This window comes from Xenorhabdus khoisanae, assembly GCF_001037465.1.
Classification (GTDB): domain Bacteria; phylum Pseudomonadota; class Gammaproteobacteria; order Enterobacterales; family Enterobacteriaceae; genus Xenorhabdus; species Xenorhabdus khoisanae.
In genome coordinates this window covers 38,637-52,352 of record NZ_LFCV01000035.1, presented here as the reverse complement: position 1 = coordinate 52,352, position 13,716 = coordinate 38,637, and the positions used below count along the sequence as shown (strand labels likewise).

Below are 13,716 nucleotides of genomic sequence, written 5' to 3'. Positions count from 1 at the left end.
GCATCAACGGGCGGGAAATCACGCGCAAATGGGATAATCTGACAGGACGTCCTGTCAGCGAAAGTGTGGATGGCAATACCCTGCATTTCGGTTATAACCTGTCGGGGAGTCTGAATCACTTTCAGCTTAACCAGCATGCGCCACTGACATTCCAGCATGATGCACTGGGACGGGAAACGGTGCGCGAAAGTGCCAACGGGTTTATCCTTGCCAGCCGCTATACAGCAACCGGTTTACTGGCACATCAGTCGGCAGGGCAAGCCACCCAATTTTTCAGGGAAACACTGGCGCAAAACGACCCGCACTTCCCGCCACAGGCCACCGCCGTCAACCGGAGCTGGCAATATGACCGTGCGCATAACGTCCGGGTAATTGACGACAGCCGCTGGGGACAAACCCGTTACCGTTACAATACTAACGACCAAATACTGCATACCCTGTTCGAGGGTACGCGTCCGCATGAAGAGCAATTCAGCTATGATGCCAATGGCAATCTAAGCCAACATCTACCGACCGATGCACACGGGGCGGTGGCACAAATCAACCAATGCCAGCAAGCCGGTCGCGTCGTGCAGCAAGGGAATGTCCGTTATCGCTATGATGACAATGGGCGTCTGGTGGAAAAAAACGAACACCGTGATGGTTTCCGTCCGCAAATCTGGCGCTATCGCTGGGATACGCAAAACCAGCTGACCCACTGCGAAACTCCGGATGGCTCACGCTGGCATTATCGCTACGATGCGTTTGGCCGAAGAGTTCGGAAGCTGAAAGTGCATGATGGTAAGCTGACTGCTGCTAACCTCCAGCGCTGGCTGGATGGCAAACCGGATTTAGCGCCGAGAGCCAATGCAATCATGGGGCAGGATTACCTATGGAGCGGTGACCAACTTATCGAGGAAACACCGATTTATGCGGATGGTACACCGGCGGAAGGTCAACGTATCCGTTGGTTATATGAACCCGGCACACTAACGCCTTTGGCACGTTTTGAAAAAGGTAAACTCCACTATATCGTCAGCGACCATCAGGGCACCCCGCGTGAGATGCTCAATGAGGAAGGCCAGCTCATCTGGGCGCAGCGGCTAAGAACATGGGGACAAGTAGATCGTTTTCAGGTGCTCGCTTCCAATAATGCAGATTATCATGTTAACTGTAACCTGCGCTTTATGGGCCAGTATGAGGATGAGGAAAGCGGGTTATACTATAACCGCTTTCGGTATTATTCGCCGAAGACCGGGCAGTATATAAGCCCTGACCCGATTGGGTTAGAAGGTGGGCTGAATCCTTATGCTTACGTACATAATCCAGTTAACTTCATTGATCCCTATGGGCTGGCAGGTGGGCCGGGGAATAAAGGGGATCTTATTACCTATAGAGGTGATACACGAAGTCCTGATGAGATTTTTAATGATGGATTTAAACCATGGGGAACTAGCAAAGATCTGTACAAACATACATTGGATGCTCAGGATCCACCTAGTTATTTTATAAGCACTACAACTTCGCCGGGTGTTGCAGCCGAATTCGGCTCCGAATTTTACACATCCAAAGGTTTTGTATATGCAATAAAAGATAAAAAAGGTGTAGGAATAGATGTTAATGCAACACTTGGTAAAGCTAGTGAGTTTGGTAAAGAAGCAGAAATTGCATATCCTGGCGGGATTACATCAGAAAAAATATTAGGTGCAAGTCCTGTCAGCGAAAGTGGGGATTTCATAGGTTATAGTGTTTTAAACCCAAACAGGTATGGAAAAAAATGAAAGAGCGAAAAGCTGAAATCAAAGTAATAATTAATGGTAAAGAAGAAAATGCCAAACTGTCTCTAATTTCAACCGAAAAAAGAGAGTGTTTTTTGCAAATTTCAATTTCTAATATCTACCAAGGAGAGTTTTCTGGTAGGGATTTTTTTGATTGTTTTGCAAACTTAAGAAAAGAATTAAGAGATGTTATTTTTCTTTGTAAGGGAGCAAAACTAAACGTATATCCATCAGGTATGGCTAGAGATATGGCTATGGGGCTGGCTGCTTATGAATATACTTTAGGAAAAGAAGTGGGCCGTGAAAACCTAGTAGGTACTTTTGACTTCGAAGACCAAGATGTAGAAGTTTCTCCTCATAAGCAAAAAGAATATTTTTATCAGTGGATTGAATCAGTAAGAAAAAATAGGTAATAAATTGATATTATAAACCGGAAAGATCACCATGATCTTCCGGCTTTATGGGGCAATATATCTCGCCTGATCCTCTGAATCTCGAAGGGGGCTTGAATCCTTACGGCTATGTCGATAATCCGGTCAATTTTGTCGATCCATTTGGACTAGCAGGGAAAGATTGTGGTAATGCGTTAGAGCAAGAAAGCAGACTAGCGAAGCAAGACCGTGTAAGAAGACATACTTCAAGTTCAGCGGAATATCCCAAACATACTCGTGCGAGAACTCAAGAAGAGGCAATGGGGCTTTCTAGCAAAGGGGGGCAGCTCAATATTGGGATGAGAGTATCGGTCGTGGGAAAACAACAAGTGATCAGGTAACTAAATTTAGAAACAGAATAGAAAAAGAAGCTTTGCAAAAAGGTACACATTCTCCTCAATCAGGAGGTTTCGATTATTATATTTATGATTCTGGGAGAAATATTGGGTATAACAATGGTAAACCCACTCAATATATGCGAGTTGAAGTGACAAAAAGTACAAATGAATTTCATGGGCATCCTATTTCTGCTCAGGATTATTATGGTTATTTGAAAAAGGTTAAATGATGATTAATATTTTCCAGAAATACAAACCGTTAGAATGCTTTCATATTCCGGCAGGTTGGCTTACTATGAAAAACAACATGTATGATGTACCTCCAAGTGTCTTAGATGATATATCTTGTGAGGAGGAACGTTTTTTAGTAGAAGACGCTTTCTTTCGTAATGATATATTTATTGCTAGGACTGACTATCCATTATCTACGACTAATGAAATTAGAGGGGTAGTATCTATACATGGTAGGTTGTTTAATTCTAGTGATTATGAAGGTAATTATTCTTGTTTTTATGATGTTGAGATTTCTATCTTTATTGGAAAGAAAAAGCATGAGAATATTTATTATGAGGAAAAAGTGGCAAATAATAGATTTGATGCTGCAAGAATAACATCAAAATATATGTTTGTTTTTTCTAATTATATATCTTCAGCATTCGCCCTTGGTAAGTTAAATAAAAATAGTGATTTTGGAGAGTTTATATCTATGGCTTTTTCTGATAAAGGCCAGATATAAAATATCATCTTAAAGTGGTGATCAATAAACCTTGAAATCAGCCGGAAAGATCCCCATGATCTCCCGGCTTTGTTCTTTTTAAGAGCAGCTCAGTCCCTGCCCTTAGCGGCTTGTATAGTCACCAAGCAGTTCCCGCATCCGCAGCTTAATCTCACTGAGCTGATCTTGCTGGCGCTGGTACTGTTGCCGGATAGCACGGGTGTTATCGCTGTCAGGGAGCAGCACCAGACAGCCATCCATAATCTTCACGGTCAGGGTGCAACCCTTATCGAACCCAGCCGCCTTAAGCCACTGGCCTTTAAGATGAATGGCAGGCGGAGCGGTGGTCTTGTTATTTTGCGGCACGTATCCCACGGTGTAATAACGTTCGGTTTTGGCGGCTTTATTTACCGCGCGGTTTTGCTTAGAATGCGCCTTAGCCATGTTCAACTCCTCGTTAGTTGCTTATGGTAAGCGGTGTTGATGTGTTGCAACCACATCATCCAAATATGGCACAGTAATTTTGGTCATCGTAATAAAGGTGATATTTTCACTGGCTCACCACGTTCGATTACAATCCTGACGGTGCGCTGACTACAATGGTGCTGCCGGCCGGTGACACCTTTGCTTACGGTTATGATGAACACGGGCAACTTATCGAAAGTGCCCTGCCAACCGGTGAGTGTTGGCAATTTCACTATGATGAGCAGGGCAACCTGACGACACTGACCAATCCGCTGGGGCACAAAGAAGAATACCAATATGGCACCCACGGTGAATTGCGCCAGCGCCTGTTGCCGGATGGTACCACTCAGCAACTGGCCTATGACAGTGAACGGCGTGTGGTGGCAGTGACTGATGGCGAAGGCCGCACTACTCGCTACACTTACGGTGCGTTTGACTTGCTCAATCAGGTCACACGACCCGATGGCACCATGTTGTACTTTGGGTATGACCGTTTGACCCGGTTGAATTCCGTGACCGCCTCCACCGGCGAAACCTACCGTTATGAGCGGGATGCCGCCGGGCAGATTATCCGGGAAACTGATTTTACCGGGCGTACCATTGATTATCAGTACGATAAGCTGGGCCGCCGCACACTGACTCAATATCCCGACGGTCAGCAGCTTCGCTGGCACTATTCGGCGGTTGGTTTGCTGGTCAAACAGGAAAGCTGGCAGCCGGAAGAAAATCAACTGGTGCTGAAAGCCACGACTCGTTATGAATACAACAAGCGGCATCAGTTGGTGAAAGCCACTAATGCCGATGCCGTGGTGGAATACGAATATGACAAGGCCACTGGCCTGCCGACCTGTGAGCGTATCAACGGACGGGAAATCACTCGCGAATGGGATAACCTGACCGGACGTCCGGTCAGTGAAAGTCTGGACGGCAACACCCTGCACTTCGGTTATAACTCAATAGGTGCACTGAACTATTTCCAGCTGAACCAGCATACACCGCTGACGCTCAAGCATGACGCATTGGGACGAGAAACTGTACGTGAAAGTGCCAACGGTTTTATCCTCGCCAGTCGCTACACTGCGACCGGATTGCTGGCACATCAGTCTGCGGGACAGGCCACCCAATTTTTCAGGGAAACGCTGGCACAAAACGACCCGCACTTCCCTCCGCAAGCGACTGCCGTCAACCGGAGCTGGCAATATGACCGTGCGCATAACGTCCGGGTAATAGACGACAGTCGTTGGGGGCAAACCCGTTACCGTTACAATACTAACGACCAAATACTGCATACCCTGTTTGAGGGGGCACGCCCCCATGAAGAGCAATTCAGTTATGATGCCAATGGCAACCTGAGCCAACATCTACCAGCCGATGCACGCGGGGCGGTGGCGCAAATCAACCAACGCCAGAAAGCCGGTCGCGTCGTGCAGCAAGGGAATGTCCGTTATCGCTATGATGACAATGGCCGTTTGGTGGAAAAAACCGAACAGCAGGATGGCTTCCGTCCACAAATCTGGCGCTATCGCTGGGATACGCAAAACCAGCTTACCCACTGTGAAACCCCGGACGGTTCGCGCTGGCATTATCGCTACGATGCTTTTGGCCGAAGAGTTCGGAAGCTGAAAGTGCATGATGGTAAGCTGACTGCTGCTAACCTCCAGCGCTGGCTGAATGGCAAACCGGATTTAGCGCCGAGAGCCAATGCAATCATGGGGCAGGATTACCTATGGAGCGGTGACCAACTTATCGAGGAAACGCCGATTTACGCCGATGGTACATCGGCGGAAGGTCAACGTATCCGTTGGTTATATGAACCCGGCACACTAACGCCTTCGGCCCGTTTTGAACGCGGCAAGCTCCACTATATCGTCAGCGACCACCAAGGTACACCGCGTGAGATGCTCAATGAGGAAGGCCAGCTCATCTGGGCGCAGCGACTGAGAACATGGGGACAGGCAGATCGTTTTCAGGTGATCGCTTCCAATAATGCAGATTATCATGTTAACTGTAACCTGCGGTTCATGGGCCAGTATGCGGATTAGGAAAGTGGGTTATACTACAACCGCTTTCGGTATTACGCGCCGGAGACGGGGCAATATCTCAGTCCTGACCCCATTGGGCTGGCGGGGGGATTTAATCCGTATTCCTATGTGCATAATCCGGTATCTTGGGTTGACCCATTTGGATTAACAAGCTGCCCTCCACCAGAAATAAGAGGCACTCAAACTGGATTTAGGAATCCACAACAAATAGACGGCATAAAAAGAGATATGCTTAATGGATCTTTTGATTTTCAACATATAGAAAAGAGGATTGGTGGATATCTAGATTCAAAAGGGACTTATCATGTCACGGAAGGTCATCATAGAATGGCTGCTGCTCAGGAAATATATAAAGAAACTGGTGACTCTAAATATATTAAGCAGTTATTAAATGAGGGAAGATGGACTAAACAAGACTTACCACCTATAGAATCCAGACCAATGCCATCAAGAGGTTTTTTTGGTAATTTAAGAAATAAATTAGGGTTTTAGTTATGAGAAAAATCGATATATATTCCAATATGTTATGGAGATCTCTTTCATATATAAGAAATATTCAAACTCAGACTTTCATTGGAAAAGCTTTTAATAAATCGTGCTATTACGAGGCGGAGTTATTGCATAATGTTGTGATGTCTATTACCGAAGAAGAAATGACTTCTAATGATATATATTTCCTGAATACTCAAGCCAGATTCTATTTGGAAAATGCTGACAAAAGAAAATGTACAAATTATTTCTCTCATGAAAATGATATAAAAAAGCTATTTAGCATCGTTCCTGAGCACTTGAAAGAAAAGCTCGAATGGCATGGCCCAGAGTAATATTTTGTAGTAATTAAATCTAGCCGGAAAGATCCCCATGATCTTCCGGCCTTGTTCTTTTTTAGAGTCGCTCAGCCCCTGCCCTTAGCGGCTTGTGTAGTCGCCAAGCAGCTCGCGCATTCTCAGCTTAATCTCACTGAGCTGGTCTTGCTGGCGCTGGTACTGTTGCTTGATGGTGCGGGTGTCGTCACTGTCAGGAATAAGCACCAGACAGCCATCCATAATCTTCACGGTCAGGGTGCAACCCTTATCGAACCCGGCCGCCTTAAGCCACTGGCCTTTAAGATGGATTGCAGGCGGAGCAGTGGCCTTGTTGTTTTGCGGCACATATCCCACGGTGTAATAACGTTCTGTTTTGGCGGCTTTTATCCTTACAGTTATGTGCATAACCCGGCTAACTGGATCGACCCCCTTGGATTAATGATGTTATACCGAGGAATGCATCTTGATGAATATGATGAATTGATGAAAACAGAGAAATGGGCCGGAGGGAATGGTTCTATGGAAGGCAAATGGTTTGCTGAATCCTATAAAGATGCTGTTACTTGGGGAAAAAGAATGGGACATAGTGGTAACTTCCAAGTTGTTCAAATTCATGTACCAGACCGCGTAGCGAATGCTGCTTATTCAGTTAAGAACTTAGATAATATAGGTAATGCTCGATATATTGAGGTAACTGATCTTAATAAGGTACAGGCTAAACCTCAATGGACTAAGCTGATTTCTGTCTCATCATGTTAAGTAGAGAACATTTTATGGAAAAATTAACAGTTAATGTCAAAGTTAATTGGGTTGCTGAAGCTCAGGGTGGAAAAGCCACGTTACCACTTAATGTATTATATTATGTTATTACTGAACCAATGAGAGGCAAGGTTGGTGAACCAACATCTTGGAGCTTAGTATTAGACATAAAAAGTAACTCTCATGATGAAGGAGGCAGCAGAATAGGGTTAGGTAAGGCTTATTTTTTAGTTGAGAATGCCCCTGATTTCTTACTTACTCAAGGGCTTACTCTAAATGTCTATGAGGGACCTAAGTTTGTTGCCATAGTTGAAGTTCTTTAAGGGTAGTAATGGAATATTTCGCTGATTAAAATTTTTTTAATTCAAGCCGGAAGATCACAGATATCTTCCGGCTTTCTTCTTTTTTAAGAGCGGCTCAGCCCCTGATAAGCGTCCGGTGATCTCACATTGCTTTATCAGATAAGGTACAAAGTGGGATTTAGCTAAATGGGTTCTCAGGCCAAGGAAGGAATTCATTCAACCAGTTGTTCGGCCAAGTGCGTAGCATAGCAAAAGCAAATCGGGGAAATTGCTGGGATAATTCCCCAATGGAAAGAGTCTTTCGCAGCCTGAAGAGTGAATGGGTTCCCCCGGAAGGGTATCTGGATATCCATGATGCCATACGGGATATCACGCCATATTTGGGCGGCTATTACAACCATGATCGTCCGCATAGTTTTAATGGTGGACTTTCACCGGTTGAATATGAAAAGCAGTGGGAAGAGGCTAAAAATGTGTCCAGTATTTCTTGACCACTACAAGTATAGCGGCGGGACTATTCATGGACACCCAATATCACAGAACGAATTTAAGAAGCTGACAAAAAAATGAACATTAATTTTTCAGAAAAGAGCGGAGTAATCACTTTTAATGACTTTTATATTAGTGATGATATTCCACTTGAGAATCAACTTGATGAATTAAAAGAAGATATGTTGCAGGTAGAATTTCCTAATGGATATCTTTTAGACATAGGCTGGAGACCTTCATTTGATATCGATGGGCAGTTTAACTTGATGTTAATTAAAGATTTTAACTGGGAAAATCCTGTTTATTTAGGTTCAGCGAAAAATTTATCTGAGCTAGAAGAAAAGATTCAATCAGCAATGCATAAATTATAGTTGATGAAATTTAATAGCCGGAAAGATTCCTCTGATCTTCCGGCTTTGTTCTTTTTAAGAGCCGCTCAATCTCTGTCCTTAGTTGCTGTTGTAGTCGCCAATCAGTTCCCGCATTCTCAGTTTAATGTCACTGAGCTGGTCTTGCTGGCGTTGGTACTGTTGCTTGATGGTGCGAGTGTCATCGCTGTCGGGGATCAGCATCAGACAGCCCTCCATGATTTTAACCGTCAGTGTGCCGCCAATATCAAAGCCGGCCGCCTTAAGCCATTGCCCTTTCAGGTGGATGGCAGGCGGACCGGGGAATAAAGGGGATTACCTTATAACGTATCGCGGAGATACACGAAGCTTCACTGAAATTTTTGATAAAGGATTTGAAACCCGTGGCCCAAGCATGGATTTGTATAAGCATGCATTAGATAATCTAAATCCGCCGAGCAATTTTGTCAGTACTACTATTGATCCGAGTAAAACTATTGGCTTTGCAACAGATTATGGAAGCAAAAGCGGATATGTGTACACCATGAAAACTAATAATGGTATAGATGTAAACAAGGTACTAGGTTCAAAATCGCCATATCCTGGAGAAGCAGAAATTGCAATACCCGGCGGGGTCAAATCTGAAAATATATTAGGCGCAAGACCAATTAATGCCGACGGTGAAATGTGGGACTATACAATTTTAAATCCAAAGAGGTATGGAAAATGACAGGTGTTGATAAAAGAAAAATCAAAATAATAATAAATGGAAAAATGGAAGAAGCTGAATTGCACCTGATCACCTCTCCTAATAGAGATTGTTGTTTGAAAATATTTCATAATAATAATCAGTTAGCAGAATCAAATGATACCGATTATTTTTCATGCTTTATAGATTTGAGAAACCAATTAAAAGATATAGTTTTTCTTTGCAAAGGAGCAAAAATAAATGTGTTTCCATCTGCAATGCAGAGAGATATGGGGTTAGGCAAAGTGGCTTATGAGACTACATTAGGTCAGCATGGTTTACCTCAAGATATGGTTCATATATTTGACTTTGAAGATAAAAATGTTGATGTTACCCCAGAAGAACAAGGTAAATTTCACCTTCAATGGTTTGAATCGCTACGATAAAATAACTGATTTATGAGCTTAGATTAAGCAGGAAAGATCTCCATGATCTTCCTGCTTTATTCTTTTTAAGAGCGGCTCAGTCCCTGCCCTTAGCGGCTTTTGTAATCCCCAATCAGTTCCCGCATTTTCAGCTTAATTTCACTGAGCTGGTCTTGCTGGCGCTGGTACTGTTGCCGAATGACAAGAGTGTCGTCACTGTCGGGGATCAGCACCAGACAGCCATCCATGATTTTGACGGTCAGTGTGCCACCAATACCAATATCAAAGCCTGCTTCCTTTTATCTGAATCCGCCACTTGCTATTATTATCACTCCACTCCGCCATCATCAACGGTGGAGTGGTTAATTTCGGTTGTTACGTTCTCAACCCCCGGCCAGATTCAATTAAGTACCAAGCCAGAAAATAAAATAAAGCAATAAAGATACTCAACATACCTAATGTCATCGCCAGAGAGACATCCGAAATACCCAGAAAACCATAGCGGAAACCACTAACCATATAGACAATCGGGTTGAGCTTTGACACGATTTGCCAGAAGGTAGGCAACAGGGTAAGGGAATAAAATACGCCTCCCAGATAAGTCAGTGGTGTCAAAACAAAGGTTGGGATGATGCTGATATCATCGAACGTTTTCGCAAAAATGGCATTCAACAGCCCCGCCAGAGAAAACAAAATAGACGTTGCCAGCAAAGTAATCACTACCATGCCCCATGAATGTATCTGTAACGGTACAAACAATAAGGAAACCAATGTCACCAGAATGCCAACACATACACCACGAGCTACCCCACCGCCAACGAATCCAGCAATGATGACATGGGTTGGAACCGGAGCAACCAGTACTTCTTCGATACTGCGCTGAAATTTGGCGCCAAAGAAGGACGAAGAGACATTCGCGTAAGAGTTGGTGATTACTGACATCATTATCAGCCCGGGCACAATAAACTGCATGTAACCCACCCCGCCCATTTCACCAATGCGAGAACCCACCAGATTGCCGAATATAACGAAATACAGAGACATGGTGATTATAGGCGGTAATAATGTCTGCACCCAAATACGACCAAAACGAGTGACTTCCTTAATCCAAATGGTTTTCAGGGCCACCCAGTACAATTGGATCATTATCTATCTCCTTGATTATTATTGGTCAACCCAACAAACAGCTCTTCCAGGCGATTCGCTTTATTGCGCATACTGCTAATCTGAATGCCCTGTGTACTTAGCTGGGAGAAAATATCATTCAGCCCCTGTCCACGTTTTACATCAACTTCCAACGTGGCTGCATCAACCAGACGATAATCATAACCATCAACGATAGGTACTGTTCCTTTAAGCTCTAAATCAAACAAGAAAGTTTCACGTTCAAGCTGACTGAGCAGGCTTTTCATACTGGTGTTTTCTACCAATTCACCATGCTGGATGATACCAATATTGCGACACAGCATTTCAGCTTCTTCCAGATAATGAGTCGTCAGAATGATCGTGGTTCCCTGCGCATTCAATTCTCTCAAAAATTCCCACATAGATCGGCGCAGTTCAATATCCACTCCCGCTGTAGGTTCATCAAGGATGAGCAATTTCGGCTGATGCATCAAAGCACGAGCAATCATCAAACGACGTTTCATACCGCCGGACAAACGAATAGCCCGTTCGTCGCGCTTTTCCCATAGATCCAGTTGGTTAAGATAGATTTCAGCCCTGTCCTGTGCAACATCGCGCGGAACGCCATAATATCCCGCCTGATTCAGTACTATCTGAATCACCGTCTCAAATTGATTAAAATTAAATTCCTGAGGAACAAGACCAAGCTGACGTTTGGCATTAACGATATCTGTATCAATATCGTAGTCAAATACCTTAACCTTACCGCTACTTTTATTGACCAAAGAACTGATAATACCAATCGTAGTGGATTTCCCTGCACCATTTGGCCCCAAAAGCGCGTAAAAATCGCCAGCTTCTACATGCAAATCAATCCCCCGCAGCGCTTTCACTCCACTTTCATAAGTTTTAGTGAGCTGCGTTAACTCTAATGCGTAAGCCATAAGTAAAAAACACCTTTATTCTTTGCTATTTTTGAGTGCAAGATGGGAATTATGCCATGATTCTTCCCGCCTTTCTTAGCAATGACAGGGATCAAATAAAAAACATTCTTCAATTAAATATTAAATTCTCAATTAATGTTGTATATGATTCTATCTCAAAAACGTTGTCAGGCTATTAGTTATGATGAGAAAAATTGAAGAGCTTTTTGCCAGGAACAAACAGTGGTCAAAGTCCGTAAACGATGAAAATCCGCTTTTTTTCAAAGAATTATCAAAGGCGCAAAAACCCCATTTCCTGTGGATAGGCTGTTCTGATAGCCGAGTACCTGCTGAAAAACTGATTGATGCTGCACCAGGCGATCTTTTTGTTCACCGAAACGTTGCAAACCTTGTTATTCATACCGATTTAAACTGTTTGTCCGTTGTACAATATGCTGTTGATGTCTTGCAGGTTGAGCACATCATTATCTGCGGTCACTACGGCTGTGGTGGTATTGAAGCTGCTGTGGATGGCACTGAACTGGGCTTAATCAATAACTGGCTGCTCCACATCCGGGATTTGTGGTACAAGCACAGTTCTATGCTTGGCGAATTGCCGCCTAATGATCGACTGAACCGCCTGTGTGAATTGAATGTCATTGAACAGGTTTACAACCTCGGCCACTCTACCATTATGCAATCTGCGTGGAAACGTGGTCAGAAGGTGATGATCCACGGTTGGGTATATGGTTTAAAAGACGGTGAATTACACGATCTGGATATTACGGCGGATAGCCGCGAGAAACTCGAACTTAATTATCGCCAGGCTATTTCCAAATTGTCTCAAGCCAAATAACAGGCTGATCTAAAAAACAAATGGCAGCTTTTCGCTGCCATTTGCTCATAACTCGACTGATTACTTAAAATTACCGCAAAAATCAATCTTCCAATAAGGTGACGTGCCCGATATAAGGCAGGTGACGATAATGCTGGGCATAATCAATGCCGTAACCAACGACAAACTTATCTTCAATCGAATAACCAATCCACTCAACGGGAACATCAACCTCACGACGAGATGGTTTGTTCAGCAAAGTACAAATCGCCAGTGAATTCGGTTCACGCAGCCCCAAAATCTCACGAACTTTGTTCAGTGTATTGCCTGAATCGATAATATCTTCAACGATCAACACATCTTTGCCACGAATGTCCTCATCCAGATCTTTAAGGATTTTTACATCGCGGGTAGAACTCATCTCATTGCCATAGCTGGATGCGGTCATGAAGTCCACTTCGTGAGGAACCTGTACTTCACGGCATAAATCTGCCATAAAGATAAATGACCCTCTCAGCAAGCCGACCAGCACGAGTTCACGATCGCTCTTACGATAATGCTCTGTAATCTGTTGCCCCAGCTCAGCAATACGTTGCTTAACCTCCTGTTCGGAGATCATCACATCTACAATATGTTTCTTCATCAATATAACCAGTTGATTTTGTTTTAAATAATCACAATACAAACCCAATGATAAATGTGATTATTTATACACCGCTCAATACCATAAGCTCACCAAGCGCATAAAATAACACTCTATGCCATCAGAACAAACCCTATTCGTTAATGCTCAATTAAATTTTTTTATTGGCAGAAAAAATGGCAATTTTCCCAACATTAAGTAAATTAAGTTTGGCTAACACAGATATTAATATGATAATTTAAGTAAAACAGTAGAAAATCAGTATAATAGAAATTATGCAAAAAATTGCCTTATTGACTTACATCCTGGTTCTGTTCGGTTTTGCGCAACCCGCAAAAGCCCTGTCTGAAAGTGAAGCTGAAAATCTTGCTGATTTGACTGCGGTCTATATTTACCTGAAATATGACTGTGGCTATAGCCAGATCCCAGATCGTGAGATCAGACGCACAATTATCTATTTTGCCCAACGCCAGAATTGGGATCTCAGTAACTATGATGGTCAGTTAATGGAGGAATTGAATCAATTAGGTTATAACGACTTAAAGGAAATTAACTTACCTCATGAAGTTAAATGTCGTTCTCTTGCACGACGTTCTCTTAGCCTACTCGCTTATGTAAAATAGTTC

The 13,716-nt window shown here is 43.5% G+C and carries 19 protein-coding genes and 2 pseudogenes; 14 read left to right on the top strand and 7 right to left on the bottom strand.

Translation table 11 applies throughout. The annotated features are described in order from the left end of the window. From AB204_RS06780 to AB204_RS06765, 4 genes and pseudogenes are all read left to right on the top strand, one after another. The coding region (locus AB204_RS06780; RefSeq protein WP_047962619.1) for an RHS repeat-associated core domain-containing protein at positions 1-1,760 on the top strand (1,760 nt) is incomplete at its 5' end. Beyond that, positions 1,757-2,170 (top strand): hypothetical protein, encoded by a 414-nt coding sequence (locus AB204_RS06775; protein WP_047962618.1) that lies wholly within the window; start codon positions 1,757-1,759, stop codon positions 2,168-2,170. The genes AB204_RS06780 and AB204_RS06775, both read left to right, overlap by 4 nt. A 41-nt stretch (positions 2,171-2,211) precedes the next feature. Further along, positions 2,212-2,322, top strand: a pseudogene (locus tag AB204_RS23905) (RHS repeat-associated core domain-containing protein); the annotation flags it as partial. 499 nt (positions 2,323-2,821) lie between these two features. Next, a complete protein-coding gene (locus AB204_RS06765) occupies positions 2,822-3,262 on the top strand; it encodes a hypothetical protein (RefSeq protein ID WP_152671507.1) in 441 nt (146 codons plus the stop codon). A 102-nt stretch (positions 3,263-3,364) separates the two neighbouring features. Here the strand turns inward: AB204_RS06765 and AB204_RS06760 are convergent, their stop codons facing one another. Then, positions 3,365-3,685 carry a SymE family type I addiction module toxin gene (locus tag AB204_RS06760; protein WP_047962616.1) on the bottom strand — a complete coding sequence of 107 codons (321 nt, stop codon included), beginning with the start codon at positions 3,683-3,685 and terminating at the stop codon, positions 3,365-3,367. A 1,217-nt stretch (positions 3,686-4,902) separates the two neighbouring features. Here AB204_RS06760 and AB204_RS23900 point away from each other — a divergent pair. Both AB204_RS23900 and AB204_RS06750 read left to right on the top strand, forming a co-directional pair. After that, positions 4,903-5,931, top strand: a pseudogene (locus tag AB204_RS23900) (RHS repeat domain-containing protein); the annotation flags it as partial. A gap of 311 nt (positions 5,932-6,242) precedes the next feature. Continuing rightward, positions 6,243-6,572, top strand: a complete 330-nt coding sequence (locus tag AB204_RS06750; protein ID WP_047962615.1) for a hypothetical protein — start codon at positions 6,243-6,245, stop codon at positions 6,570-6,572. Between the two features lie 84 nt (positions 6,573-6,656). On the opposite strand, the gene AB204_RS06745 is transcribed toward AB204_RS06750, so the two are convergent. Beyond that, positions 6,657-6,959 carry a SymE family type I addiction module toxin gene (locus AB204_RS06745; protein WP_047962614.1) on the bottom strand — a complete coding sequence of 101 codons (303 nt, stop codon included), beginning with the start codon at positions 6,957-6,959 and terminating at the stop codon, positions 6,657-6,659. 51 nt (positions 6,960-7,010) lie between these two features. Here AB204_RS06745 and AB204_RS06740 point away from each other — a divergent pair, with 51 nt between their 5' ends. The 4 genes from AB204_RS06740 (at position 7,011) to AB204_RS06725 (ending at position 8,475) form a co-directional block, all read left to right on the top strand. After that, the gene (locus AB204_RS06740; protein ID WP_152671506.1) at positions 7,011-7,313 is read left to right on the top strand and encodes a hypothetical protein; all 303 of its coding nucleotides are present in this window, start codon (positions 7,011-7,013) and stop codon (positions 7,311-7,313) included. 14 nt (positions 7,314-7,327) lie between these two features. Then, positions 7,328-7,636, top strand: coding sequence for a hypothetical protein (locus AB204_RS06735; protein ID WP_047962612.1), 309 nt, complete (start codon positions 7,328-7,330; stop codon positions 7,634-7,636). A 215-nt stretch (positions 7,637-7,851) separates the two neighbouring features. Then, the gene (locus AB204_RS06730) at positions 7,852-8,106 is read left to right on the top strand and encodes an integrase core domain-containing protein (protein ID WP_411354707.1); all 255 of its coding nucleotides are present in this window, start codon (positions 7,852-7,854) and stop codon (positions 8,104-8,106) included. A gap of 75 nt (positions 8,107-8,181) precedes the next feature. Next, on the top strand, positions 8,182-8,475 hold the full coding sequence (locus AB204_RS06725; RefSeq protein WP_047962610.1) for a hypothetical protein: 294 nt from the start codon (positions 8,182-8,184) through the stop codon (positions 8,473-8,475). Positions 8,476-8,553: 78 nt separating this feature from the next. Here AB204_RS06725 and AB204_RS21265 read toward each other — a convergent pair whose 3' ends face one another. Continuing rightward, the gene (locus tag AB204_RS21265) at positions 8,554-8,760 is read right to left on the bottom strand and encodes a SymE family type I addiction module toxin (protein WP_072061403.1); all 207 of its coding nucleotides are present in this window, start codon (positions 8,758-8,760) and stop codon (positions 8,554-8,556) included. Between AB204_RS21265 and AB204_RS06715 the strand changes: the two genes are divergently transcribed. After that, a complete protein-coding gene (locus AB204_RS06715) occupies positions 8,759-9,181 on the top strand; it encodes a scabin-related ADP-ribosyltransferase (RefSeq protein ID WP_047962608.1) in 423 nt (140 codons plus the stop codon). The two genes, AB204_RS21265 and AB204_RS06715, sit on opposite strands and share 2 nt — an antisense overlap. Continuing rightward, positions 9,178-9,585, top strand: coding sequence for a hypothetical protein (locus AB204_RS23405; RefSeq protein ID WP_053067842.1), 408 nt, complete (start codon positions 9,178-9,180; stop codon positions 9,583-9,585). Before AB204_RS06715 ends, AB204_RS23405 begins: the two co-directional genes overlap by 4 nt. A gap of 89 nt (positions 9,586-9,674) precedes the next feature. Here AB204_RS23405 and AB204_RS23400 read toward each other — a convergent pair whose 3' ends face one another. From AB204_RS23400 to AB204_RS06700, 3 genes are all read right to left on the bottom strand, one after another. Further along, complete coding sequence (locus AB204_RS23400) at positions 9,675-9,812, bottom strand: hypothetical protein (protein ID WP_235428042.1); 138 nt, start codon at positions 9,810-9,812, stop codon at positions 9,675-9,677. A 127-nt stretch (positions 9,813-9,939) separates the two neighbouring features. Further along, complete coding sequence (locus AB204_RS06705; protein ID WP_047962607.1) at positions 9,940-10,710, bottom strand: ABC transporter permease; 771 nt, start codon at positions 10,708-10,710, stop codon at positions 9,940-9,942. Further along, positions 10,710-11,633: an ABC transporter ATP-binding protein gene (locus AB204_RS06700; protein ID WP_047962606.1), complete on the bottom strand. Its 924-nt coding sequence runs from the start codon at positions 11,631-11,633 to the stop codon at positions 10,710-10,712. Before AB204_RS06700 ends, AB204_RS06705 begins: the two co-directional genes overlap by 1 nt. 181 nt (positions 11,634-11,814) lie before the next feature. Between AB204_RS06700 and can the strand changes: the two genes are divergently transcribed. Further along, a complete protein-coding gene (can, locus tag AB204_RS06695) occupies positions 11,815-12,468 on the top strand; it encodes a carbonate dehydratase (protein ID WP_047962605.1) in 654 nt (217 codons plus the stop codon). A gap of 82 nt (positions 12,469-12,550) precedes the next feature. On the opposite strand, the gene hpt is transcribed toward can, so the two are convergent. Continuing rightward, positions 12,551-13,090, bottom strand: a complete 540-nt coding sequence (gene hpt / locus AB204_RS06690) for a hypoxanthine phosphoribosyltransferase (protein ID WP_047962604.1) — start codon at positions 13,088-13,090, stop codon at positions 12,551-12,553. A gap of 275 nt (positions 13,091-13,365) precedes the next feature. On the opposite strand from hpt, the gene AB204_RS06685 reads away from it, so the two are divergent. Beyond that, positions 13,366-13,713 (top strand): YacC family pilotin-like protein, encoded by a 348-nt coding sequence (locus AB204_RS06685; protein ID WP_047962603.1) that lies wholly within the window; start codon positions 13,366-13,368, stop codon positions 13,711-13,713. Positions 13,714-13,716 lie beyond the last annotated feature (3 nt).